This is a genomic window from Marinoscillum pacificum (genome assembly GCF_024714495.1).
Taxonomy (GTDB): Bacteria; Bacteroidota; Bacteroidia; order Cytophagales; family Cyclobacteriaceae; genus Marinoscillum; species Marinoscillum pacificum.
The window spans coordinates 160,366-186,289 of record NZ_JAMZMJ010000005.1; the positions used below are offsets into that span (position 1 = coordinate 160,366).

A 25,924-nucleotide genomic window follows, 5' to 3' on the forward strand; every position below is an offset into this window, starting at 1 on the left:
CTATTAGAATCCAAATACCCTAGGTAACCAAAGTGTCAAATCCGGCACATAGGTTACTAAAAGCAGCACTGCGATCATGGTAATAAACAGTGGGATCAATGGTTTGAGTACTTTCTCTATTCGAATATTGGCAACGCTACATCCAATAAACAAGACACTACCAACTGGAGGCGTACATAAACCAATACAAAGATTCAACACCATCACTATACCAAAGTGAATCGGATCCATTCCTAGTTTAGTCACCACAGGAAGGAAGATCGGAGTGAAAATCAAAACCGCAGGCGTCATGTCCATGAAGATTCCTACGAAGAGTAAGATCAAGTTGATAATAACCAGAATGACCACTGGATTGTCACTAAGTCCAATCAATAGGTTACTTACCTCCTGAGGAATGTTCTCATAGGACATCACCCAGGACATGCCCATAGAAGTACCAATTAGCAACATCACTATAGCCGTTGTTAGCACGGAATCCTCCAAAATCTTCGGAAGATCTTTGATCTTGACTTCCTTGTAAATCATGGAAAGCACTAGGGTATACAATACAGCTATGGCCGATGCTTCGGTAGCGGTAAATATTCCGGCTACAATCCCTCCGATCACTATGATCAAAAGCAACAAACTTGGGAAAGCAGCTAAAAATTTCTTCAATCCTTCTTTCAAAGATTCTCTCGAATCTCCTTTATAGCCACGTTTCATGGAGTAAACAGCAGCAACTGCCATCAAAGCAACCCCAAGCAATATTCCTGGAACATAACCAGCCATGAACAGCGCAGCAATTGACACACCACCACTCGCCAATGAATAGACGATCAAAATGTTGCTTGGAGGAATAATCAAACCTGTAGTGGAGCTTGTTATATTAATAGCCGCACTGAATTCTTTGTTGTAGCCTTCCTTTTCCATTCTTGGCCCCATGAAGCCACCAATTGCCGAAGCGGCAGCTGCTGCTGAACCAGATATTGCTCCAAAGAGCATACACGCCAGAATGTTTACAAACGCCAATCCTCCAGGAAGTGGCCCTACCAATACTTTTGCAAAATCAACCAAACGCCTGGCAATACCACCCCGATTCATCAATTGACCAGATAGTACGAAAAACGGAATCGCCAGTAAGGCAAAACTATCCAACCCTGTCGCCATTCTTTGCGCCAACGTGGTGAACGCAGTAATCGAAGGCATGGAAATGATCAAAGTGAGTGCTGAGGATAATCCGATGGAATAGGCCACAGGAACACCTATTGCCAACAGCACCAGGAAACTTAATACGAGGATTAATACTTCAGTTAGTGCCATTGTCAATCAAATAATTAGATATGGAATAATAAATGATGAAAATTCCGCTTATTGGGATAACCATATATATATAACCCAATGGGATCTGTAAACTTGGAGATAGCTGTTCTAATAGCAAGGTCAGATACACCAAACGACCTCCTCCTATCACCATAACAGTTACTACAAAAAGCACAACCAATGATGTAATGACCAATGAAAGCCGCTGTTTGCTCTTCCCTTCCAGTTTATTCGGAAGCAGATCTATGGCCAGGTGAAGTTTCTTTCCAGACGCATAAGCTGCTCCTAACAAACCCACCCAAATCAATAAGTAATTGGCTAATTCATCTGTGAAAATACTTGGCGAGCCCAGCAAATAACGAGAGGCTACCTGCCACAAGACATTCAACACCATGATGCCCATCAAGAAGGCAACAATGGATCCGAGTATTTTATCAATTCTTTCTCTCATTTTGCCTCTTCCTTTATCTTCAAAATCAATTCGTATAGCTCCGTCTGACCTTTGTAATCCTCATAAATTGACGACACTTGCTCAGTGAACTTCGACTTATCCGGACGAATGATCTCTACTCCCGCAGCAGCTACTTTCTCCAGACTTTCCTTTTCGGATTTGGCCCATTCGGCACGCTGAAAAGGTACAGACTCCAAAGCTGCTTGCTTCAACCAGCCTTGTTCCTGTGGCGTCATGTTTTGCCACCACTCCAGACTTACTAATAGCACATCCGGAACACTGGTATGCTCGTCTAGGGAGTAATATTTACAAACTTCATAGTGTCTGCTGGAATAGAAGCTTGGAGGGTTGTTCTCCGCTCCATCCACTACCCCTTGCTGTAAGGCTGTATACAATTCACCAAAAGAAATCGGTGTTGGGGAACCTCCTAAAGCTGTGACCATGTTCATGGCCGTGTTACTCTTCATCACCCGGATTTTCATTCCATCCAGATCCGCAGGAGCTTCTACTGGACGTTCTTTGGTGTAAAAACTTCGAGATCCAGCATCGTAATAGCACAATCCTCTGAAACGATACTTTTCACCTTCCTCCAAAAGTCCTTCCCCGATTGGTCCATCTAGCACCTCGTACATGTGTTCAGAGCTTTCAAATAAATAAGGCAGACCGAGTACTTTGAACTTAGGAGCGAAATTCTCTACAATAGCTGCAGATACTTTAGTGAGGGATAAACTACCGATCTGAAGAAGCTCTAGTAATTCTCTTTCATTACCAAGCTGGCCAGAAGGATAGATTTTCATGGTCATCTGACCTCCTGAAATCTCTTCCAATCTCTTGGCCATGAAGACCATTCCGGTATGGACCGGATGAGAGACATCAAGTCCATGGGCTAGTTTCAATTCTTTGGTTTTCGTTTGTTGGGTGCACGAAAAACCGATCATCATTAATAGGGCTAAGGTCAGGTTTCTCATGCTTTCAGGGCTTTGACGGTAGCGAGGGCATCCCTGACTACTTGTGACAATTCTTCAAATGCTTTATTCTTGATCATCTCTTTCGATATCAGTTGACTTCCCATACCTACACAGACCACCCCGGCACTAAACCAGGTTTCCAAATTGTCTTTTTCAGGAGTTACACCTCCTGTAGGCATGAGATTCAGGTGACCACATGGCCCTAATACGCCTTTAATAAACTTAGGGCCCAGCACATCTGCAGGAAAGACTTTCATCAGCACTGCTCCAAGACGCTCTGCTGTGATGAGTTCTGTCAAGGTTCCGCAACCCGGTGTCCAGGCTACATTTTTTTCTTTGCAGTAAGCTGCAACTTCAGCATCTACAATAGGTGCGACGATAAACTCCGCACCGGCTTCATAAAACTGCTCACACTGCGACTTATCAATGATAGTACCTACACCAAGCGCCATTCCGGGAAAGTCCGCTTTTTTAGATACCAGATATCTAAAAGAATCAATGGCTTTTGCACTACGATTGGTAAACTCAAACACTCTTATTCCGCCATCATAGCATGCCTTCACGACATCATAAGCCGTCTGAGGATCATCATGGCTAAATACCGGAATAATTCCGGTTTCTTGTACTTTATCAATTAGTTCTTGAGATGTCATTATCGTTGTATTTTTCCGAGGTTCTTCCCTCCCATATAAGACTCAATATCTTCTTTGGTGAAGAGGCTAAAATCACCTGCTACAGTCATTTTTAAGACGGAAGCCATCGTCGCAAAATTGACGGTATAGTCGAGATCCTTCTTATTGATCAAACCATAGATCATACCTGCCATGAAGGCATCTCCACCACCTATTCGTTCGATGATTGGAGTAACCTCTACAGGCTTAGCGCCATACATCTTACCGTCGTGGTAAATAGCACCTCCTACGATATTGTGATTAGCAGACTTCACCTCACGAAGGGTCATCCCCATATATTTTAGATTGCTATAGTCATGCTTCAAAGCATCGTAGCTTTCTTTGAGATCATCTGCTGATCCATAGTATTCCTTAACTGGCACTTTGGTTCCTAGCATCAAATTGGCAGTAGCCGGATCACCTAAAAGCACGTCTACATATCGAACAAGACCAGGCATGATATCCGCTGGTTTCTTGCCATATCTCCATAGGTTCTTGCGATAATTAAGATCCATGGAGATGGTCATGTTAAAAGACCGAGCTATTTTGATTACCTCCAGGCACACATCTGCAGCATTTTGACTGACAGCCGGTGAGATACCTGAGATATGCAGCCATTCGCTACCTCCCAAAGCTTCACTCCAGTTAAATTCCTTCGGGTCAAGTTTAGCAAAACTTGATTCCGCTCTGTCATAGATCACTTTACTTCCTCTCAACGCAGATCCCTGCTCCAGGAAATACAAGCCAAACCGACCGGAACCCTTGTAAACAAAGCGAGTATCCACTCCATGTTGCTTAAAAGTAGCCAATGCGTGCTCTGTGAGTTCATTGTCCGGCAACTTAGAAATCATTCGTGCATTCACGCCCATCTTTGCCAAACTCACTGCAACATTGGCCTCTGAGCCTCCATAATGCAGTTCCAATCGCTCGGACTGAGCAAATAGCTTGCTCGACTCAGTAGACAAGCGAAGTAGGATTTCACCAAATGTGCTTACTGCTCCCATAGTTATTCGTAAAAGCCAAAGTAATTGCGTGCATTGTAATAACAGATATTCTGAACTTGCGCTCCCAACCATTCCAGGTCATTCGGCAGCTCACCATTTTCAACATCTGTTCCTATCAAATTACACAAGATTCTTCTGAAATATTCGTGACGTGGATAGGAAAGGAATGATCGGCTATCTGTTAGCATTCCAACAAACCGGCTCAACATCCCCATATTGGACAGTGCGTTGATCTGCTTCTCCATACCATCTTTTTGATCCAGGAACCACCATGCAGAACCATACTGAAGCTTGCCTGGAATAGATCCATCATTGAAGTTGCCTATCATAGTGGCCATCGCTTCATTGTCTGCTGGGTTCAAATTGTAAAGGATCGTTTTTGCTAATTGATCTGTAGAATCCAATGCATTCAAAAACTTACTCAATGCCTTTACCTGAGAGAAGTCACCGATGGAATCGAAACCAGTATCCGGACCCAAAATGCCCATCATGCGATGGTTATTGTTTCTAATTGCCCCAAGATGGTACTGTTGCGTCCATCCTTTTGCATGGTACATTTTACTCAATTCAAACAATACTGTCATTTTGAATTGCTGCGTTTCCTCAAGGGACAACTCAGATCCTGAAAGCAATTTCTTCAACGAAGCATCAGCCTGTTCAGCAGAATAATCTACATCATACAACTGCTCCAATCCATGATCTGACAATCGACCACCATTTTCGTGGAAGTATTCCACTCTTGTTTGAGCTGCTTGCAAAAGAGTCTCCAAATTGACCACTTCCACTCCAGACACCTCACTTAAATTCTTCAAATAAGCCGTGTAAGCATTGATATTTTCCACAGCATACAACTTATCAGGACGGAATGTCGGTAAGATCTTAATCTCAAACCCTTCATTTTTCACCTGTTTGTGATACTTCAGATCATCTATTGGATCATCCGTTGAGCACACCACTTCCACATTCATTTTGCGAAGTAATCCGCGACAAGTAAATGGAGTTGACTTCAGTTTTTCCGAAGACTCATTGTAAATGGACTCGGCTGTTTTCGGATTTAAAATATCTGGAATATCGAAGTACCTTCTAAGCTCTAAATGAGTCCAATGATATAGCGGGTTTCTCAAAGTATCAGGCACTGTCTCCGCCCACTTGACAAACTTCTCTTTGTCTGGCTTGGAACCAGTAATGTATTCTTCATCTACACCATTGGTTCGCATAGCGCGCCACTTGTAGTGATCCCCTTCCAACCAGGCTTCGGTAATACTTTTAAATACTCTGTCCTCTGCAATATCTTTTGGAGAAAGGTGACAGTGATAATCTATAATGGGCATTTTGGAAGCAAACTCATGGTAAAGCTTCTTTGCCGTATCGTTTTGAAGAAGGAAATCCTCCGTTAAAAAATCTTTCATAATTACAAGTCAATTAATTGAAATGGAGGTAGCAAAAAACCTAGTGTGAAGAAGTATGAAATTCAGAAATCATTGCTACTCACCATTTCAAATGTTTTTATCGGCCCATCCAACCGCCATCCACGGTCAATATGGATCCATTCATATAGCTGGAAGCATTGCTCGCAAGGAATACCACCGGCGCTTTAAAGTCTTCAGGAGTCCCCCATCTTCCCTGAGGAATTCTGCTCAATATCGACTCACTTCTATTTGGATCATTTCTCAAGGCTTCGGTATTGTCAGTAGCAATGTATCCTGGTGCAATAGCGTTTACATTTACACCTTTGCTGGCCCACTCATTGGAAAAAGCCATCGTCAACTGGCCAATTGCTCCTTTGCTAGCAGCATATCCAGGTACCGTAATTCCACCCTGAAAAGTCAACAAGGAAGCTGTAAAAATTACTTTACCACTACCTCTGGAAATCATCTCTCTACCAAACTCACGAGTAAGGATGAACTGAGAGTTTTGATTGACCTCAATCACCTGATCCCAATATTCATCCGGATGTTCCGCTGCAGGTTTTCTCAGAATAGTGCCTGCATTGTTAATCAAAATATCTACTACGGGATGCTCTGATTTTACCTTCTCAATGAACGCATACAGAGACTTGCGATCTCCGAAATCTGCCTGATAAGCTGAAAACTTACGACCTAAGGCGGTTACCGATTTTTCCACATCACTTCCGGATAATTCCAGTGAAGCAGAAACACCGATAATATCTGCTCCAGCTTCTGCCAAAGCTTCTGCCATGGCTTTACCGATACCACGCTTGCAGCCTGTTACTAGCGCTACTTTTCCTTCCAGTTTAAAATCGTCTAAAACCATAGTCTTAATTCTTATTCAATCTATTTTTTCGTTGACAAACCTGAAGTGGTATGCCCCATGGATCACGAAGCATCACCAAATGTGTCCCCTGATCTGGACCTTTCTCTTCTACAAATGAAGCTCCAGCCGCTAATAATCGCTGTTTGTCTGATTCAGCATTTCTAGACTCAAAGGCCATGTGAAAAACCAAATGATGATTCTTAGAGTGATTGGTAATTGGAGCATTAGGATTTTGATACAGTTCCATGACTACCTGATCGGTTTCATCCGCCAGGAAGCGCATATATGGAGGTTCATCCTGCTCAAAGACCAGGTGCAGCCCAAGATGTTCACAATACCATTGTGCCATCTTAATAGGAGCCTCCACATTGAGTGCAAAATGCTCAAATCGCATTATCGAATGTTTTTAAGTTCTTGTCCATCCATATCTGTGAAGGCCTGGTTTTCACCAGCCATCGCCCAGATAAAGGAATAAGCAGCAGTTCCTGCACCAGAGTGAATAGACCATTCCGGAGAAATCACTGCCTGATGATTGTGAACAGCTATGTGACGAGTTTCCTGTGGATCACCCATAAAGTGCATAACTATTTGATCTTCTGGAAGATCAAAATAGAAGTACACTTCCATTCTTCTCAAATGTGTATGAGGTGGGAAAGTATTCCAAATGCTTCCTGTTTTGAGGGTAGTGAAACCCATCACTAACTGACAAGACTGAATACCACCTTCATGAATGAATTGATAAATCGTACGCTCGTTGCAATTCTCCTTACTTCCCAAATTCACTTCATTGGCATCTGCAAGTGTTGCCTTAGTGGTTGGGTATTCTTTATGAGCCGGGCTGGAGTTTATGAAATATTGAGCTGGAGACTCTGCATAATTGCTCGCAAAAGAAACCTGCTTCGCTCCTCTACCTATATATAAACACTCCTTATTAGCCAACTCAAACACTTCACCATCCACAGTAATCTTACCACTGCCACCTACATTGATAATACCCATCTCTCTGCGCTGCAAGAAGTACTCTGCTCTAGTCAACTCCTCATAAACCGGGAGATCTATTGCTCCGCTTGTAGGAACCGCTCCCATCGTCACCATTCGGTCATATAAAGAATACACCGCTGTGATTTTGCCTTTTTGCATCACCTCAGGGATCAAGAACTCTTTACGAATGTCTTCTGTCGTGTACTTCTTAAATGCTTCTGGACTTAGTGAATATCTTACCTCGCTCATTGTCAACTAATTAATTTCAAATATTATCTTCATTCGTCAGATTAAAACTGACTACCAATCATTCTCTAGAATATCTACTGTGTAATTTATACACAGTTTAAAAGATTTACAATTATTCTGTGTACTAAATACACATTTTTCAGATTATCATATTATTACGACTATATGACTACTTTTTCTTTATAGAATAGAGTTCTGGTCCACCCTTCACTCCTGCCTTTTTTTCATTAGTTGCAATCAGTAAATCCGTCTGTAAAATCTTCTTTCTGAAATTACGTCGGTCCAACGATTCATCAAGAATACTCTCATACAAGTCCTGCAATTCCTTTAGCGTGAATTTCTCAGGAAGCAACTCACCAAAAATTAAATTCTCCTTTAAGTTCTGACGAAGCTTTGCTAAAGCATCAACGGCCAATGAATTATGATCAAAACCTAGATTAGGCATTTCATTCACTGAGTGCCAAACCACATCGGAAACATAATTTTTGGCGATCACCGGATGATTTTCAGGTTTCACCAAGGCATAAAAACAAACTGTCACTACTCGCTTTACAGGGTGCCTATCCACCTCACTGTAACACTTCACCTGCTCTATATGGACGTTATTGATGCCTGTCAAACCGTACAATACTTTACTCACAGATTCTTCCATGGTCAACCCTTCTGTCATCATACCGCCGGGAAGCATCCAATAATCCTTGAATGGCTCCACAGAACGCTTCACGAGTAATATTTTTAACTCATTGTCCTGAAAACCGAAAATGGCACAGTCCACAGTGATGGTACATTCGTATGAGCTTGGCTTAACAGTCGTAATTAATGTTTCCAGTTTCTTCCGTTTTTTATTGAAAACTGTAATCTAAGTAATTTTAAATATTCTATGTATCTATGACACACTTGCTTCAGGCAATAAACAACCCGACTCCATCCAGGAGCCGGGTATTGATCAATCCTGGGATTAATCCGCCTTAGTATCTTTAATTCTCAAACTCAAAAGGTCCTAAATCAGGAGCAGAACCCTCAAATGAAATCCCCACATCTATACCCGCATCAATTAGATCACTTCCAGATTGAATTTTCACAAAATCTATATCCGGAAGACTTCCATCAGCTTTTCTAGGACTTTTCAGCAAGTCAATATCCACACTTACAAAATCAGATGTGTTTGTTGTGATGCCATTTTGCCATCCATTGTTAGTTATATCCGTAATGGTGGCCTGATATGAATCACCTCCACCGGCAAAAGAGATGGTATTCTTAATAGTTAAAGAATTAGCGATGTTCGAAGAACCAAAATTGATATTCCGACCATTATCGTAAGCACCACAATTGTACAAAGTCACATCACCTCTGTTGCTATTATGATCAAAACCATCCACTACATTCCCTGCTGCTATGCAGTTTTTATAAATAGCATGATGCTTCAATGACTTGTCGTCGCTACCACCAGTTTTGAAACCATTTCCATCACCCCCGCCTACTGAACCATCCTTTAATTGACCATTCAGAAATGCCCAACAGTTTTCGTAGGTAGTAGTAATGTTATCCGCGCCTCTCAAATAACCATCCCATCCATCATCCAGGTTTTGCCATGCTCTACATCCGATAAATTTGTTACCATCACCTGCATCTAGCTTACACGCAAAACCGTCTGCATTTTCAATCGAAGAATCAGCATTGTAATAGGAATCACAATTAAGTACTGTATTATTCGCTGCTCCATTTCCTATTTGCAATCCCGAATCAGCGTTTTCATAGAAATAGCAAAACTCCACCAAATTGTTGTTGCCACTGATAAACATTCCGTTATCTCCTGCATTGTAAACATCGATCCCTTTTACGTGCCAAAAATCACCTGAAAGTTGAATCCCTCTATTGCTTGAATTTTCAGCCATTGAAGAAAAATTAAACACGGGACGTTCTGAATCATTAGGATAACCAATCAAAGAGATAACATTACCTTCTGAGCCATCTCTGTTCATCGAAATTGTAGATCCAAATGCATACGATCCCCCTCTTACATAGATCTTATCACCTGGATTGGCATTGCCAATCGCCAATAGTAAATCATTCGAATTATCTACCACAGTTCCGTCTGTCACGACTACCACTCCACTAATGCTAATCTCTTTTTCCCCTTCAACTCCGGAAGCATCCGTAGCACGAACTTTAACCGTCACATTCCCATTTTTCAATGGCTTCAATAGACCCTCAGCGGTTATTTCTGCTACTGTTTCGTCAGAAACTGACCATTCAATGTCTTTATTGGTTGCATTGGCAGGCAATACTTCAGCGTTGAGTTGTTGCTCTTTTCCATCATCAATATTTTGTCCATTAATAGAAATCGACTCTACCAAGACCTGTGGCCCTTGAACACCAGAAACTTTTATTGATTTGGTGGCGAATACCCCGGATCCATCACTTGCAGTAGCTGTTACCGTGACTATTCCATTGGTAACTGCTGTTAATAAGCCCGAATCACTGATAGTTGCAACGTCCTCATTTGAAACAGTCCAGGACACCTCTTGATTTGTCGCGTTTTCAGGAGTTACAACCACTGAAAGCTGACTAGTACTTCCATCTTCAATAAACTCCCCTCTAATAGATAACGAAGTAACCAACACTTCTGAAGGTTCTGGTTCTTCAGCATTGCAGCCACCTAATAGGTGTACCAATAACACCAATACACTTACCATCCGCACTTCCATTTTCACTTTCATAGGTACTATTTGACTGCTTTTAAGGTTTTATTCAAAAATTCTAAAGTTCTCTCCACAGTAGGTTCAAACCAGGGAGTTAACAACCAAAAAGAATGAGGAGCATCCTCCATAAAATACACTTCAGTATGAATATCTGAGTTTTGCAATACGCGCATAAATTCCTCCCTACCAGCCAAAAACCTTGGATACTTACTTGCCAGGAACAATGTTGGTGGTGTAGTAGCATCAACATGAGTTAAGGCCGATGCTTCCTCCCAAACATTGGGTATTTCTTCATAGGTGCCTCCCAGCCACTGTGAAGCAACTTCACCTTCCTGTGAATCAGGATGCTTAAACGCCAACACACCATCCACATCAATGATCGCCTGCACAGGATAAGTAGTACCTATCAAAGCAGCCAATTGCCCTCCAGCAGAACAGCCCATTACAGCAATCTTGGTGGTATCCACTTGAAATTTTGAGGATTGATTTTTCAACCACTCAATTGCATCAATCAAATCATCCTTTCCTGCAGGGTATCTGGCCTCCAGAGACAATCTATACTCAGGAACCAACACCACATAACCAGCTGCAGCCACCTGCTCAGCCAATGGAGTCATCAAATCAGGTGCACCTGCCCGCCATCCACCTCCGTGAATCAACAAAACTGCAGGTTTCCTCCCTTCACCTTTTGGTAAAAACATATTCGCAGTGAGGGTGCGATAACCCAAATTCTTATACTCTATAGAGGATCTCGTTTCGACTGAATATGGATGAGAAGGCAAAACTCCTTCCACCTTTAAATCAGTGTAATATTTTGCCACCTTCTTCACAGTACTTTGCACAGTATAAGAAGTATCACGTGGTATTTGGGACACCAATTCCAGCACCAACAAAAAGGTGATTACCAATAAATTAGCTTTCAACCAACTCATTCAAATAAACTTCAATATTGGTATAGTGTTCTTGCAATCCTGTTTCTCCAGAATCATCACTATTTGGATTTAATCCATTTTTCTTTTCCCATTTGTCCGGCATTCCATCCCCGTCAGTATCCTTAGGTGCTTTTTTAGATTTTAACTCTGGATACCCTCCCACATCATTAGGTGAATCGATAATTCCGTTATTGCCATACGTATATTTGCCTTCGCAAACTTCCTTTACAATTCTTTGGTCTACTGGGTCTCTGTGAAGACTTGCACCAGCATTTTTCAAAACCATGTCAAACGATAGTTCTGCGGACTGTGTGGCAACTTCAGCGAACTCTACAGGCTTATCCAAAACCACAAAATCAAGCTCTTCTTTACTCACAGCTATACCTTGTATATTGTCTGAGGTAACCTCCTCATTGCCAACAAGCACATTACCAGACAGGTAAAAGTGACCATATGGCTTATAAGGATCTAAAATTTTATCTTTTTTGGATGCTGTTGCCGGACCAGCTTTGTAGGTGTTATTTATTAGGTTATAGTTTCCTTCTTCTCCGGCATAGCTATTGTTGGATCGCCAATTGTAGATCACGTTATTTCGGAAATCAGCAATTTCTTCTGATGGCTGTTTATGATATCGAGCACCCTGAAAACGGGGGTTCCTACTATTATGATGAGCAAATAAATTATGATGAAAACTAGCCTTCTTTCCACCCCAAATACCTCCATAGCCATGCTCACCTTTAGCATGTACAGAATTATTCAAACTTTCTGAAATAATGCAGTATTGAACCGTCGCATATTCATTGTCATAGACGGATACACTCTCATCAGTACTCCAGCTAAAGCTACAGTGGTCAATAATTAAATTTTGATTGTTTTTAGCACTTATGGCATCATCCTGAACGTTACGATCATCTCCCAATCGTGACCTGATGTAGCGTATAATCACATTATCACCTTTCACCTTTAGTGGATAATTCTTCAGACAAATTCCATCTCCAGGTGCGCTTTGTCCAGCAATAGTGACATTACCTTCATTGATGTCCAAAGGAGACTCTAACGCAATGGTACCAGATATACTAAATAGGATAATCCTTGGATAATCCTTCCTCAGCGCTTCCCTCAAACTACCAGGACCTGAGTCGTTTAAGTTATTTACTATCAACACTTTTCCTCCTCTTCCGCCAGATGCAAACCTCCCAAAACCCTCAGCACCAGGAAACGCCAAATCCTGAGCGGCCAGAGAATTCACAACAAAAAGGATGTAGAACAAAGAAGATAGAAACCTTAAATTCATAAATAGCTGCTGGTTATAAGAAATGTAAAAAGAGGCCGTCTCAAAAGAAGTCAACTAGACTCTGTTAACACTTTTGAGACAGATTCTTCAAATTTTAACTTACTCTTTGATAAATCTATTGGTGACTCGCTTACCATCTATCGATAACTCCAGGATATAAACACCTTTTGGCAAAGTAGATACATCCATTTCTGCTTTATTCTTCTGAATAGTTTTAGTAAAAGAAGTGACACGTGTACCGTCCAAACTATATACCTGAATACTTTCAGAAAGAATTGGTTCTGCAGTTGACACCTGAATCACTCGAGTTGTTGGATTTGGCCAAATAGCAATCTCACCATTCAAACCTTCTTCTCCCAACACAACACTACCATCCGTGTTTCCAGTAAGAGACAAGGCAACTGAACTCACCCCTACACTACTATGACCTAATTCACCGTTGTGATTACCTCCAGAAGCGCTATTGAGTCTTACATAAATAGTTGTTTCCCCAACATTACCATCTAGTGGTGCAAGAGATAATGAGGACAACCATAGCTCTCCATTGAATGATATTTGATAATCTGAAGGAACCGAAATCACGATACTTCCAGTTAAGTTGGAACCAGAAACAGTATAAGACTGAGCCTCTGAAGGTCTACCCAAAATCTGAGTAAAGCCAGTTAACTGACCTGATAAATTTATTCCAGGATCAGGAATTGTTTGCCCTGAAACCGTTACTGAAATACTCACCGCATCAGTCGATGCATGTACGATATCTCCTGAGTAGTCACCTGTAGTTGTTGCATTTAATCGTACATAAACTACCGTATTGGCAACTGTACCTTCACTGTCTGGCGAAATAGCAACCGTTGACGCCCAGGCCGAACCATCTAATGACAATTCGAAATTAGCAGGAGCTGCAATATTGAGGTCTCCAACCAGGTAAATAGCAGAAACGGTGTATGACTGTGCATCAGAGAAAGAACTTACACTTTCCTTAAACGATTCAAATGTACCGGAAGCTGTAATCTCAGGTACTACGGTTAATCCAGTTAAAGAAATTGCACGTGTTGTTTCTCCACTTGCCAGCATGAGGTCCCCATTATACTCTCCAACTTCCGCAGCATTCAACCGAACATAGAAGGATGTATCTGCAATCACTCCATCAACTGGAGTTAACGTAATTGCATTAGTCGTATAGTCAGATGATGCATAAGCAGATATTTCATAGCCTGCAGGTGGTGTAATAGACATATCAGCTTCAAGATTAGAAGCAGAAACACTAAACGACTTACCCTCTGTTGGAGAGCCTAAGTGCTGTAAAAAAGCAGATAGTGAAGAAGGTGAATTTAATGTTGGAGTTGGCCCTTCATCATCACCGGTGAATGTTGCCGGCAATCTGGTCTGAGATGGCGAATAAGCGCCTGTCACATCATGTACTATGTAATCGATGTATGCAGAATAAGTTGGACTTCCATTACCATCACCAAATCTGTAATAATTAGATCCAGTAGTAGTTGTAGTTACGGCAGTCAAAACCGGTGAAGGGTTTTCGTTTAAATATATTTTAACCACTCCTTCTGTACCACTACTCGCATCAACTGTCATTCTGAAAACATTCCAATCTGAAACATTCAACACTTCTGAAAGATCTACAGAAGCGCCTGATCTCTGTAATGACAACTCACCATTAGATCGGATATTTAACTGGTCTCTGAAACCATTAATATGCATGTCAATATCGGTCAACCTATCCGCTGCCAGATCCTTCGCCTTTACTCTCATCGCAACTGTTACTGCTGTTGGCACTGGATCAAAATCAGCCGTTTTGAACATCCCTGAAGCATCCGCTCCATCCAATGCCAAAATATTATTTCCAACAACTAGTGGATCAGACTCTATAGCCCATACCGTACCAGAACCGTTACTTGAACTCCAAGCCGGGTCCGCAGCGTCTGGTAGTTCATTCGCAGCATAAATTGACCATTCCCCAACAGGTGGTTTTGTAACTTCATTTGGAAGTCTGGTCTGCTCGGGAGAATATGCTCCTGTCAAATCATAACTCACATAATCAACATATGATGAATAAACCGGGCTACCGTTTCCATCACCAAATCGGAAATAATTAGAGCTGGTAGTTGTTGTGGTTGTAGCAGTCAAAACAGGATATGGATTTTCATTCAGATAAATCTTCACAATTCCTTCGGTCCCACTACTCGCATCAATGGTCATTCTGAAAACATTCCACTGAGCAACATTCAACGATTCTGACAAGTCTACAGAAGCACCTGATCTCTGCAAACTCAACTCACCATTGGAACGAATATTCAACTGATCTCTAAATCCATTGATGTGCATATCAATATCTGTTAAGCGATCAGCTGAAAGGTCTTTAGCCTTTACTCTCATAACTACAGTAACTCCAGTTGGCACAGGATCAAAATCAGCAGTCTTATACATACCTGATGCATCTGATCCATCAATTGCCAGGATATTATTACCTACTCTTACAGGGTCTGGCTCAATGGTCCAAACTGTTCCCGAACCATTACTTGAACTCCATGCAGGATCTGCGGCATCAAGCAAAACATCAGCATGATAGATAGTCCATTCACCAACAGGTGGCATGGTTACTTCATTTGGAAGTCTTGTCTGAGCAGGCGAATAGGCCCCGGTTACATCATAACTCACATAATCCACATATGCAGAATATGTTGGACTGCCGTTTCCATCACCAAATCTGAAATAATTAGAGCTGGTAGTTGTGGTAGTTGTAGCCGTTAAAACCGGAAATGGATTCTCATTAAGATAAATTTTCACAATTCCTTCAGTCCCACTACTGGCATCTATAGTCATTCGGTAAACATTCCACTTGGAAGTATTCAGCAAACCAGAAAGGTCTACCGAAGCACCAGAGCGCTGAAGACTCAACTCACCATTTGATCTAATATTTAATTGATCTCTGAATCCATTGATGTGCATATCAATATCTGTCAGACGATCGGCAGTTAAATCCTTGCCCTTCACTCTCATAACCACTGTCACTCCAGTTGGAACAGGGTCAAAATCAGCCGTTTTGAACATACCAGATGCATCTGCACCATCGAGAGACAATATGTTATTGCCAACCCGTACAGGGTCTGATTCAATCGCCCAGACAGTACCTGACCCATTACTGGAACTCCATGCAGGATCTGCAGCATCAGGTAGTTCATCCGCATGATAAGTAATCCAATCTCCAACTAGTGGCTGATTAGGATCATTCTGCGCTACCAGGCTATTTATTCCTGCTACAAATAGCAACAGGCAGCAAAAAAGGTTAGTTATTAATTTCATAATACCATTCATTTTTCTGTGTCGATTAATGAAAATCACTTCGTTTCTTTGATTCATTACCATGAGATTATTGTCTCCAACGTGCCGGACCAACTTCCTCATCAATCATCGTTTGATTGGTAATGGTAAAATCTCCATTTGCTGGATCCACTATTCCTGGATCAGCTTCTGAAGCATCAACAGAACCTGGATCTGTATATTCTCCTTCAAATAAACCAATGGCATTATAGTAGAAGTTATCACTATAGCTAGTAGTCACAGCTGGATCTATATCACCTAGTCGAGACCAGTTACCATAAATAGCTCCACCAGTTCCTTCCAATCCTGTCTCCACAAAAAGACATTGACTCACTTCAAGTGAATTACCTGCTCCTGACATTCTAAAGAAGCCTCTGTTATTGCTGTTGTCAGCAATACATGCTTGATAGAATGTACAACTAGTGAACACTACATCAGCAGGCACCTGCATTCTTAACAAAGAGCGTATACCTTTAGCAATTACAGTATTGCTCACAGTAAGTGATCCAACTACTCCTCCGCGGAAATCAAAACCATCTCCACCTCCACCAGGGATGTCATGAATGTATGAATCCAGTATGGTGATATCACCATAAGTACCTCCACTATTGCTGTAGATAATGTTGTTGTCGTAACCGCTTATTTCACAACCTTCAATTGTCAATGCTCCCAGGTTACACTCAGCAGCAGATGCATTAAAGAACTGACCATAGTTATTCTCGCCACGAACATCCAAATATCTAAGAGTAATAGAACTCACACTGGATGCACAGGTAAACTGACCCGTAACAACCGGCATGTCGTACCACTTTTGTCCTTCGATAGTGATGGATTTAGTGATTTCAGTACCACCGATATCATAGGTACCTGCTGCCACAATCAATGTAGCACCGTCTGCAGCAGCTGAAATTGCGGCAGCCAAATCATCATTAGCTGTTACAGTAGCCTCTTTAAGCGTTGAAAAGGTAACTGTTCCTCTTCTCTTGGTTCCATTGTACAATGTCACCGTATAATCAGTGGCTCCGGCCAAACCATCTATGGTTGCTGAACCTGCAGCGCGTTGACTATCGGAAATCTGCACTAATGTATTTCCAGGAGATACCAGCAAGTGAGTCACTTCACTACCTGCTGCCCACAATACAGTGGCATAGGTATCTTGTACATTTTCACCAGGTAAAGCGAGGAAAATTTGCTCAGGATCGGTTTTAACAGCCACCGTTGCCCATTTAGACTCTGCCAAACCTTCTTCTACCGCTTTAATTCTTGCGGAGTATACAGTCTCTCCTGAAAACGATTCTGTGTAGGTAATGGTACCTTGAGCAGGTATTTCATCCACAGTAGCAGTACTAACCGGATCTCCAGAAAAAACTAAACTATCCTGAAAGAACTCAATAATGTATTGATCGACAGATGGATCAGCAGTCCAGCTCAGTTCAATGTTTACTTGATTTCTAACTCTTGCTTCCAACCCTACAGGAGCAAAAACCCTTGAGGTATTTAACTCTTGAATGACCGGATCAATATCATCTTCACAGGCTATGGATATCATGGATATCACACAAAGAAAAACCCCTGTTAGTTTTGTTAATCTATTGTACATGATCATTAGGTTTTAGTTGAGTAAATCGTTGTTCAATTGTCCATTGCTACCGTCAACAAACACTTGCCAAATTGGCCAGAATTGATTTGCATCAGGATTGCCAACATATAGACTCTCTATTTTTTGATCATCTAGTTGTCCAGGGACTGCCCAGTTCATATTATCCGAATACTCTGATGATCGATCTTCCGTTTGACCTCTTTCCAGTCCATAAAACTCTAGTGTTTCATTATCATCCGCCAAACGATAGTACAAAGTACCTGGCACATTACTATATGCCCCAGACTGATTTCTCAAATCGTACATTTTCTGCTTTGCTTCAGCAAGTTTATCGCTTAGTAGATTCCATCTGATGAGTGCCTGCTTTCTTTGCATTTCTCCACACAATTCCAACTTATGCTCCTCAACAATGGCATTAAACACTCCATCTCCAGACAAACCATTCAAGTAATTTTCCACTTTGTCAGTCCAGTCTGCTGGATCAAACGCTCTCTGACGAATTTCTCTTAGGTATGGTTTAGCAGCTTCTGCCCCTTCTAGTTCGTAAGCAGCTTCTGCAGCCATAAGTAGAATTTCAGCATATCGCATGTACATGAAGTTGGTACCGTCATCATTAGATGCAGTCACTCTTACATTCTTCCATTCATAGCGATACTTACCAAACATCCATTGGTCGATCCCTGTAGGTTCTTGCTCTGCTACATCTTCCGCGGGGCTCACATCTTTCCACTGATAAGGAACACATGTCACATCACGACGAGTGTCTTTAGCATCATAATCATAAAATACGAATGGTAAAGGTCCTCCTTGACCACCACGAGGCTGGCCAGTATATTTATCTCTACTTTGGTGTCTCACAGCGAAAGTGAACAACCATCTTCCTCGACCTGAAGCAAATGGAATTTCCCAAAGAGACTCACCACCAGCAGTTACATCATCCTGGTTAAATTTTCTCCATAGATCCTCAAATGAAGATTCTAATCTCACTGTGCCACTCTCAATCACATCTCTACACTCTTGCAAAGCAATAGCGTACATATCTGCTCTAGCTAAATCTGGATCGTTGCTTAAGCGAACTCCATCACCATACTGAGAATAACCACCAGCAGCTAAGGCCAATCGAGCACGCAATCCTTTCACAAAAGCTTTATTGATTTGCTCAACTGTAGTTGTCACAGAAGATTCATTTGGCCACGGAACATAATTAGCTGCTTCAGCAAGATCTGCTAACAATTGCTTGTAAATCACATCCCTGCTAGAACGTGGCAAATACAAAGTTTCTGTTGCTATAGGCTCAAATCGAGCGGGAACATCACCCCAGGTTTTCACCAGGTCAGCATAATAGAATGCTCTTAACGTAAGAGCCTCTCCCAACAAATAAGCCATGTCCGGATCGTTTTCAACATCACCATAGGCTCTCAATCCTCTAATGCAGATGTTAGCACGTTCAATCCCTGAATACATCATTGCCCAGGCATTGTTGGTAGTATTCATCTGATCATTATTTGGTTTAGCATCATACTTTACCAAATCATAATTATCATCAGAATTATCTGAGCTATTGTGCCATTCAACATCCGTATTCATTCCATACCATGGAAGGTATCTTCCTCTGTAGGAGTTCGTTTGACCAAGCGGTTCCTTAATACCATCTACAGCACCTTTTGCCAGTGTGTAGACCGAAAAAATCTTGGACTCATCCAATGTGGATTTAGCTGGAGCTTCTAGGAAGTCCTCACATGAGGATACACCCATTAACAGAAGTCCTGCAAACATTATGTTTAATATCTTTTTCATTGCAAATTCAGTTTTGGGTTTAGAATGTCAGGTTTAATCCAACAGTTAATTGTCTACTTCTTGGATATGCTGAATAATCTACACCTGGAGTAAGTGGTGTTTTTCTTCTGGTAGAAACCTCTGGATCAAAACCAGTGTAGTTCGTCAACAAGAACAAATTGTATCCTGTCACATAGAATCTCAGGTTTTCAATTTTAGCTCTTTCTACTATTGATTTTGGTAGTGTATAGCCCAGAGTTAAGGTATTCAGTCTTAAGAACGATCCATCTTCCACAGCCCAGTCACTGAACACATATCGATCCATATAAGGAGACCACATGGTCGTATTTGCATTCGCAGCAGCTAACTGATCCATGTCCGTTATCAATTCTCCTGTATTCCAATCAATATTGGTCCATCTCTGACCTTCTTCCTGAATGTCAATTAGATTTCTATACTGGTTATTTTGATTGGCAGAAGTAAACTCTATCTTATTGGCATTGTAGATATCGTTACCATAGCTCCAGTTAAAGGCAGCTGTCAAATCAAATCCATAAGCATAACCATTGATTACAAATCCTCCTGTGTGAAGTGGGTTAGCATTACCTATGAACTTACGGTCATCTACCGTAATGGTATCGTTACCATCCAGGTCTCTTAATTTCATCATTCCAGGACGAGGAGTTAATATTCCGTCAGAGGTTACTACTCCTTCTTTTAAGATCCATTGATCGGTCGCTTCATCGTATCGCTCAAAATCACTCACCTCATATCGGCCGTCATTTACATAGCCATACATCATTCCTATTGGATCTCCTACTCTTGCCAAATAATCATTCGCAATTTGGGTGGATGCCCAACCAGTAGTCACCTCACTACCAATCAGCTCTTCCATTACACCTAGAGATTTGATGTTATTTCTGTTTAGTGCAATGTTAAAATTGACATTTAGGCCATAATCCTTTTTATCAAGTGCAATACCAGTTAATGAAAGCTCTAAACCTTTATTCTCTGTTTCACCCATGTTTCTGTACTGGTATTCATAACCTGTTCCTGAAACCGGGAAACGAATTAATAGATCCTTAGTATTGTTTTGATATGCTTCAATAGTACCTGTAATTCGTCCTTGCAACATACCAAAATCTATCCCTATATTCTTTGTTTCTGTAGTTTCCCATTTCAAATCAGGGTTTGCCATGATCGTTGAAGCCGCCCAGTAACTTGCTACATCATTGATATAAGTAGTGGTTTTAGATTCAAATGACTGTACCGTTTGACCTCTTGGGATGTTGTTATTTCCTGCTAAACCGTAACTAACTCTAAGCTTCAACAAGTGCATCCAACTAGATGTGCTGGACATGAAGCTCTCTTCTGAAATCTTCCAGCCTGCTGATAATGATGGGAAGTATCCCCAAACATTGTTTCCTTTGAATCTACTAGATCCATCAGCTCTATATACAGCGCTAACCAAATACTTACCTTCATAGTCATAGTTTGCTCGACCAAAGAAAGAAAGCAGTTTATCATCCGGGCTAAAGTTATTATCCGCATAAATGGAAGTTCCCTGAGTGGTAAGCTTGAATGCTTCTTCAGAACTAAACAACACCGGATATCCCTGTATCTCATATTCTAACTCATTAGTCTGTGTAAATAGCACTTCATGACCTGCCATCACTTTTAACTTATGAGGACCAACATTTAGCACATCATAGTTTACAGTATTGGTGTTTCGCAAGCGTAATTCCTTTCTATCGCTAAAAACCGCAGATGGTTGATTAGGAAATGCCGGAGATCTATCTCTTGCTTTGTAAGTTGTGACTCCATAAAATCTGTTATCCAGATAGTTGTAATTATCAACAGTAAAAGATGTAGAAACAGATACTGGTTCTATTACCTGCCAGGCGAAACTACCCGCAATGTTATAGTTTCTTCTTTGCTGTGATCTATTGTTATCATTAGTTGATCTAATCGGGTTTACCAGATCACTAGCTGTCTGCTCATTGGTATCATCCGTTAAGCTAACACCAGATATAGGAATAGGCGCATAAGCTACTGCATGCTTTAATCGAGAATCTGCGGATGAAACTTCATTTTGTTCGTTAGCACCACCGCCGTTAATTTCCGTATCTGAGTAACGTAGAGAGAAGTTTAAGTCTATCTTATCATTTGGCTGATTTTTGAATTTCAGCGTCACATTGTTTCGAACATAATCTGAACCGATCATGATGGCTTTATCTTCAAATCGAGCAAAGTTGGCAGAGTAGTTAAATTTCTCACCACCACCTCTTACACTTAGGTCATTACTGAAAGTAGTACCTGTACGACCATAAATCTGACGCTGCCAGTCATTAGCCTGTTGCCCTCTGTATAGATCAATGTCTTTATACAATCCAAAATAATCTTCATATGAAGAAAGGTCAGGAGTACCATTGTCATTTTCTCCATCAGAATCCAATACCGCATACTCATATTGCCATCTCACATAATCTTCAGGATCTAAGACATCAAGAGTTTTCGCAATTTTCTTTGCAGCAAAAAAGGAATTGTAGTTAACTGTAACTTTTCCTTTCACTCCACTCTTAGTGGTGATAATTACAACACCATTGGCACCTCTGGAACCATAAATAGCAGTAGATGAGGCATCTTTCAATACATCAATTGACTTGATATCTGAAGGTGACAAATCAGAAATAGTATTCACCGGAAATCCATCAACAATAAAAAGAGGAGAACTACTTTGGGTTAAAGACGCTCCTCCACGTACTCTTATTCTTACCTCAGCATCAGGTGATCCTTCAGTAGTGGTAATCTGAACCCCTGCCAATCGACCGGTCAAAGATTCAGCAACCGTTGATACCGGAACCTTTTTAAGTGACTCCCCACTAACAGAAACTACAGATCCAGTAAGATCTGATTTCTTTTGAGTTCCGTATCCCACAACTACCACTTCATCTAACGATTGAACATCCACTTCTAGCTGGACGTTTATGGTGGTTTTTCCAGCAACCGGAATCGTTTGATTGGTATAACCAACAAAACTGAAGATTAAAGAAGCATCTTCTGGAACCGGCAATTTATAATTACCTTCTATATCAGCAATTGTTCCATCTGAGGTACCGGCAATAACTACACTCACACCAGGCAAACCCTCTCCGGTCTCTTTATCAGTAACCCGACCAGAAACAGTCCGGGTCTGAGCTATAGAGACATTTATAAAGGCCATCATCACCATCGGTATGATGAGCACCTTTATCCATGAACTACTATTAACGGTTTTAGTACACATAATTCATCATGTTATAGGTTAGTCGATTTAATTAGAGAAATTGAAATGGTGATTCAATTCGTTTGTTTTGTACAATCGATTGCACTTCACCTGTAAAAAAAAGCTTTTCCGGCGATCAAATGAATACAATCCACCATTTAAGCAATCTATTTCCTTCATTCTTGTCATCATTTTGGTTAGAAAAGTTTCTCTAAACAAATCAATATTTATGATAATTCCGAATTATTCAATTACAATTTATGCAATGAAATAGGCATCAAACTCCACCTTAAATAAATTATTCAAATCATAAAATCGTTTTCATTTCATTTTTCATAATTAATCAAGCAATTCATTAAATGAACTCACAGCATTCCTTCATTTAATTAAATCAGATTTTTTTAAGCCTGATGATATTTTCTGGCGGATTGAGATTCATGCCCATCCTCTTTACAGGACCATTACCTAAATGACCATGAATTAAGTGAGCCATGAGCTTTCATAATCACTCTTTTTGTGCTATCCTTTGCACAAACAATTCCACAGTCTAATCAATTGTACCCTATGCATTCAAAAAAGCATCTGATTCTACTTCTTCTACTCCAACTTAGCATGCTATCTTACAGCCAAACTTCAGGGGTTTGGTCACCAGATAATGAAGACGACACATTTACCAACCCAATCATTCATGCTGACTACTCAGACCCTGACATTTGCAGAGCCGGTGATGATTTCTACATGACTTCCTCTTCTTTTAATTCAGTCCCAGGCCTACCTATACTTCACTCCACAGACCTGGTCAACTGGAAAATCATCAATTATGCAGTTCCAACATTCCCTGGGAGCTATTACGATATTCCTCAGCATGGCAATGGTGTATGGGCACCCTGCCTAAGGTTTCACAATGGAACCTTCTATATCTACTGGGGAGATCCTGACAGAGGCATCTACATGGTACAAACCAAAGATCCGGCTGGTGACTGGTCTGCACCTATTCTGGTTAAAAAAGCATATGGCAACATTGACCCGAGTCCACTTTGGGATGATGATGGACGGGTTTACCTCGTACATGCGTTCGCGCATAGTAGAGCAGGCATAAAAAGTACATTACAAGTAGTAGAGCTTAAACCGGAAGGTGATGAGATATTAGACAAAGGGGTGATCGTATTTGATGGACATGAAAATCATGAAACCATAGAAGGCCCCAAATTTTATAAGAGAAACGGCTATTACTACATATTTGCTCCGGCTGGAGGAGTACCAACCGGATGGCAACTCATTTTGCGATCTAAAAATATTTATGGTCCATATGAAGAAAAGATCGTACTAGCCCAAGGCAATACGGAAATTAACGGACCTCATCAAGGTGGAATGGTTGAATTAGACAATGGAGAATCGTGGTTCGTCCACTTCCAGGATAAAGAGGCATATGGGAGAATTGTCCATTTGGAACCCGTCAATTGGGTCAATGACTGGCCAATTATGGGCAACGATCCTGATGAAGATGGCACAGGCGAGCCAGTTATTACTTTCAAAAAACCAAGCTTACCAAAAACCAAGCCTGTAAATCCAGCTGATACCGATGAATTCAATGAACCAAAACTTGGTTTACAGTGGCAATGGAGTGCCAATCCACAACCCGGATGGTATGATTTGACTTCAAATCCAGGAAGCTTAAAACTAAACACACAGCCGGCTCCAGAAATGGCAACCAATCTATGGATGCAACCCAACCTGCTTTTCCAAAAATTCCCAGCTTTGGAATTTAGCAATTCGGTAAAAGTGGACGTAGCAAATCTGAAAGTTGGAGAAGAAACCGGCCTTTTGATATTTGGCAGAGATTATGCATCCCTTACTATCAAAGCACTTGATAACGGCTATTCTGTAGAGCAAAGAGTTTGCAAAAGTGCAGACAAAAACATACCAGAAACACTGAATGAGAAAGTATCAACTACTAAATCAGTCATCTACCTGAAAAGTGATATTACTGATGGAGGCATCACACAATTTAAATACAGCCTGGATGGTAAAAAGTACATCAACATCGGTCAACCATTCAAAGCAAGAGAAGGAAAATGGGTCGGAGCAAAAAGTGGACTATACGCACTTAAAAGTAAATCCACTGGCATCAGCGGTTTTGCCCTTATTGATTGGTTTAGAGTAAAACCAGTAAACTAATGAAGAATATAATCAGCGTTCTTACCCTGCTCATCACTATAAGTTGTTGTGGTCAATATGCTACAGAAATCACTGTAGACCAGACAGGTCACGGTGATTTCACTTCTATTCAAGAGGCTATTTATGCAACCAAGGCATTTCCAGAAAAGGACATAACTATTTTGATTAAAAATGGTGTTTATAAGGAAAAGGTGACCATATATTCATGGAACAATCGCTTAACCTTAGTCGGAGAAAACCCCGACAGCACCATCATCACTTTTGATGATCATTTTGACAAAATAAATTTGGGCAGAAACAGCACCTTTCATACCTATACTTTAAAAGTAGATGCCAACGATGTATCATTGAAAAATCTAACAATCCAAAACACATCAGGACCGGTGGGACAGGCAGTGGCGCTTCATATAGAAGGCGATCGAGTACAAGTGATCAATTGTCAAATACACGGCAATCAGGATACATTATATGGTGCTGGCGAAGGATTTAGGCAGTATTTTAAGAATTGTGAGATAGACGGCACCACTGATTTCATCTTTGGAGAAGCGACAATGGTATTTGAAAATTGTGCTATTGAGAGCAAGGCAAACTCTTATATCACTGCAGCCTCCACTACTCAAACCAGCAAATTTGGATTTGTATTTATTGGATGTGACTTGACGAAATCAGACGAATCAATTAACAAGGTATATCTTGGAAGACCGTGGAGAAGTTATGCTAAAACCGTCTTTATCAATTGCGAGATGGACTCTCACATCACTCCTGTTGGTTGGAACAATTGGGGATCAGCGGAAAAAGAAAAAACGGTCTTTTACGCTGAATATCAATCAGCAGGTCCTGGAGCTAATGACCAGAATCGCACCACCTGGTCACACATACTAAGCAAAAAAGAGGCTGCCAAATACCAACTCAATAACATATTCGGCAACTGGCAGCCATAAGAT

The 25,924-nt window shown here is 41.1% G+C and carries 19 protein-coding genes; 2 read left to right on the plus strand and 17 right to left on the minus strand.

The annotated features are described in order from the left end of the window. Window positions 1-3: 3 nt before the first annotated feature. The 17 genes from NXS00_RS13705 to NXS00_RS13785 form a co-directional block, all read right to left on the minus strand. Window positions 4-1,299 (minus strand): TRAP transporter large permease, encoded by a 1,296-nt coding sequence (locus NXS00_RS13705; RefSeq protein ID WP_258099785.1) that lies wholly within the window; start codon window positions 1,297-1,299, stop codon window positions 4-6. After that, window positions 1,286-1,750: a TRAP transporter small permease gene (locus NXS00_RS13710; RefSeq protein ID WP_258099786.1), complete on the minus strand. Its 465-nt coding sequence runs from the start codon at window positions 1,748-1,750 to the stop codon at window positions 1,286-1,288. Before NXS00_RS13710 ends, NXS00_RS13705 begins: the two co-directional genes overlap by 14 nt. Continuing rightward, window positions 1,747-2,718 (minus strand): TRAP transporter substrate-binding protein, encoded by a 972-nt coding sequence (locus NXS00_RS13715; protein WP_258099787.1) that lies wholly within the window; start codon window positions 2,716-2,718, stop codon window positions 1,747-1,749. Before NXS00_RS13715 ends, NXS00_RS13710 begins: the two co-directional genes overlap by 4 nt. Next, entirely contained in the window at window positions 2,715-3,371 is a 657-nt protein-coding gene (eda, locus tag NXS00_RS13720) for a bifunctional 4-hydroxy-2-oxoglutarate aldolase/2-dehydro-3-deoxy-phosphogluconate aldolase (protein WP_258099788.1), read from the minus strand. The genes NXS00_RS13715 and eda overlap by 4 nt, the downstream gene beginning before the upstream one ends. Further along, window positions 3,371-4,393, minus strand: a complete 1,023-nt coding sequence (locus NXS00_RS13725) for a sugar kinase (RefSeq protein WP_258099789.1) — start codon at window positions 4,391-4,393, stop codon at window positions 3,371-3,373. Before NXS00_RS13725 ends, eda begins: the two co-directional genes overlap by 1 nt. A 2-nt stretch (window positions 4,394-4,395) precedes the next feature. Next, on the minus strand, window positions 4,396-5,802 hold the full coding sequence (uxaC, locus tag NXS00_RS13730) for a glucuronate isomerase (protein WP_258099790.1): 1,407 nt from the start codon (window positions 5,800-5,802) through the stop codon (window positions 4,396-4,398). Between the two features lie 97 nt (window positions 5,803-5,899). Continuing rightward, window positions 5,900-6,667 carry an SDR family NAD(P)-dependent oxidoreductase gene (locus NXS00_RS13735; RefSeq protein WP_258099791.1) on the minus strand — a complete coding sequence of 256 codons (768 nt, stop codon included), beginning with the start codon at window positions 6,665-6,667 and terminating at the stop codon, window positions 5,900-5,902. A gap of 4 nt (window positions 6,668-6,671) precedes the next feature. Then, window positions 6,672-7,061 carry a VOC family protein gene (locus NXS00_RS13740; RefSeq protein WP_258099792.1) on the minus strand — a complete coding sequence of 130 codons (390 nt, stop codon included), beginning with the start codon at window positions 7,059-7,061 and terminating at the stop codon, window positions 6,672-6,674. Beyond that, entirely contained in the window at window positions 7,061-7,897 is an 837-nt protein-coding gene (gene kduI / locus NXS00_RS13745; RefSeq protein WP_258099793.1) for a 5-dehydro-4-deoxy-D-glucuronate isomerase, read from the minus strand. Before kduI ends, NXS00_RS13740 begins: the two co-directional genes overlap by 1 nt. Before the next feature lie 169 nt (window positions 7,898-8,066). Continuing rightward, window positions 8,067-8,672, minus strand: a complete 606-nt coding sequence (locus tag NXS00_RS13750; protein WP_258099794.1) for an NUDIX hydrolase — start codon at window positions 8,670-8,672, stop codon at window positions 8,067-8,069. Window positions 8,673-8,874: 202 nt separating this feature from the next. Further along, a complete protein-coding gene (locus tag NXS00_RS13755; RefSeq protein ID WP_258099795.1) occupies window positions 8,875-10,617 on the minus strand; it encodes a right-handed parallel beta-helix repeat-containing protein in 1,743 nt (580 codons plus the stop codon). A gap of 5 nt (window positions 10,618-10,622) precedes the next feature. Then, window positions 10,623-11,531, minus strand: coding sequence for an alpha/beta hydrolase (locus tag NXS00_RS13760; RefSeq protein WP_258099796.1), 909 nt, complete (start codon window positions 11,529-11,531; stop codon window positions 10,623-10,625). After that, window positions 11,512-12,825: a pectate lyase gene (locus tag NXS00_RS13765; protein ID WP_258099797.1), complete on the minus strand. Its 1,314-nt coding sequence runs from the start codon at window positions 12,823-12,825 to the stop codon at window positions 11,512-11,514. Before NXS00_RS13765 ends, NXS00_RS13760 begins: the two co-directional genes overlap by 20 nt. Before the next feature lie 99 nt (window positions 12,826-12,924). Continuing rightward, entirely contained in the window at window positions 12,925-16,143 is a 3,219-nt protein-coding gene (locus tag NXS00_RS13770; RefSeq protein WP_258099798.1) for a T9SS type A sorting domain-containing protein, read from the minus strand. A 67-nt stretch (window positions 16,144-16,210) separates the two neighbouring features. After that, the gene (locus tag NXS00_RS13775; protein ID WP_258099799.1) at window positions 16,211-17,761 is read right to left on the minus strand and encodes a DUF4957 domain-containing protein; all 1,551 of its coding nucleotides are present in this window, start codon (window positions 17,759-17,761) and stop codon (window positions 16,211-16,213) included. A gap of 12 nt (window positions 17,762-17,773) precedes the next feature. Further along, window positions 17,774-19,558, minus strand: a complete 1,785-nt coding sequence (locus tag NXS00_RS13780; RefSeq protein WP_258099800.1) for a RagB/SusD family nutrient uptake outer membrane protein — start codon at window positions 19,556-19,558, stop codon at window positions 17,774-17,776. Between the two features lie 19 nt (window positions 19,559-19,577). Further along, the gene (locus tag NXS00_RS13785; protein WP_258099801.1) at window positions 19,578-22,823 is read right to left on the minus strand and encodes a SusC/RagA family TonB-linked outer membrane protein; all 3,246 of its coding nucleotides are present in this window, start codon (window positions 22,821-22,823) and stop codon (window positions 19,578-19,580) included. Between the two features lie 543 nt (window positions 22,824-23,366). Here NXS00_RS13785 and NXS00_RS13790 point away from each other — a divergent pair. Beyond that, window positions 23,367-24,980, plus strand: a complete 1,614-nt coding sequence (locus NXS00_RS13790) for a glycoside hydrolase family 43 protein (protein WP_258099802.1) — start codon at window positions 23,367-23,369, stop codon at window positions 24,978-24,980. Continuing rightward, window positions 24,980-25,921, plus strand: a complete 942-nt coding sequence (locus NXS00_RS13795) for a pectinesterase family protein (protein WP_258099803.1) — start codon at window positions 24,980-24,982, stop codon at window positions 25,919-25,921. The genes NXS00_RS13790 and NXS00_RS13795 overlap by 1 nt, the downstream gene beginning before the upstream one ends. Window positions 25,922-25,924 lie beyond the last annotated feature (3 nt).

Coding starts and splice junctions, on each gene's coding strand:
- NXS00_RS13705 (WP_258099785.1), bottom strand. CDS start 1,299: ATGGCACTAACTGAAGTATTAATCCTCGTATTAAGTTTCCTGGTGCTG.
- NXS00_RS13710 (WP_258099786.1), bottom strand. CDS start 1,750: ATGAGAGAAAGAATTGATAAAATACTCGGATCCATTGTTGCCTTCTTG.
- NXS00_RS13715 (WP_258099787.1), bottom strand. CDS start 2,718: ATGAGAAACCTGACCTTAGCCCTATTAATGATGATCGGTTTTTCGTGC.
- eda (WP_258099788.1), bottom strand. CDS start 3,371: ATGACATCTCAAGAACTAATTGATAAAGTACAAGAAACCGGAATTATT.
- NXS00_RS13725 (WP_258099789.1), bottom strand. CDS start 4,393: ATGGGAGCAGTAAGCACATTTGGTGAAATCCTACTTCGCTTGTCTACT.
- uxaC (WP_258099790.1), bottom strand. CDS start 5,802: ATGAAAGATTTTTTAACGGAGGATTTCCTTCTTCAAAACGATACGGCA.
- NXS00_RS13735 (WP_258099791.1), bottom strand. CDS start 6,667: ATGGTTTTAGACGATTTTAAACTGGAAGGAAAAGTAGCGCTAGTAACA.
- NXS00_RS13740 (WP_258099792.1), bottom strand. CDS start 7,061: ATGCGATTTGAGCATTTTGCACTCAATGTGGAGGCTCCTATTAAGATG.
- kduI (WP_258099793.1), bottom strand. CDS start 7,897: ATGAGCGAGGTAAGATATTCACTAAGTCCAGAAGCATTTAAGAAGTAC.
- NXS00_RS13755 (WP_258099795.1), bottom strand. CDS start 10,617: ATGAAAGTGAAAATGGAAGTGCGGATGGTAAGTGTATTGGTGTTATTG.
- NXS00_RS13760 (WP_258099796.1), bottom strand. CDS start 11,531: ATGAGTTGGTTGAAAGCTAATTTATTGGTAATCACCTTTTTGTTGGTG.
- NXS00_RS13765 (WP_258099797.1), bottom strand. CDS start 12,825: ATGAATTTAAGGTTTCTATCTTCTTTGTTCTACATCCTTTTTGTTGTG.
- NXS00_RS13770 (WP_258099798.1), bottom strand. CDS start 16,143: ATGAAATTAATAACTAACCTTTTTTGCTGCCTGTTGCTATTTGTAGCA.
- NXS00_RS13775 (WP_258099799.1), bottom strand. CDS start 17,761: ATGTACAATAGATTAACAAAACTAACAGGGGTTTTTCTTTGTGTGATA.
- NXS00_RS13780 (WP_258099800.1), bottom strand. CDS start 19,558: ATGAAAAAGATATTAAACATAATGTTTGCAGGACTTCTGTTAATGGGT.
- NXS00_RS13785 (WP_258099801.1), bottom strand. CDS start 22,823: ATGTGTACTAAAACCGTTAATAGTAGTTCATGGATAAAGGTGCTCATC.
- NXS00_RS13790 (WP_258099802.1), top strand. CDS start 23,367: ATGCATTCAAAAAAGCATCTGATTCTACTTCTTCTACTCCAACTTAGC.
- NXS00_RS13795 (WP_258099803.1), top strand. CDS start 24,980: ATGAAGAATATAATCAGCGTTCTTACCCTGCTCATCACTATAAGTTGT.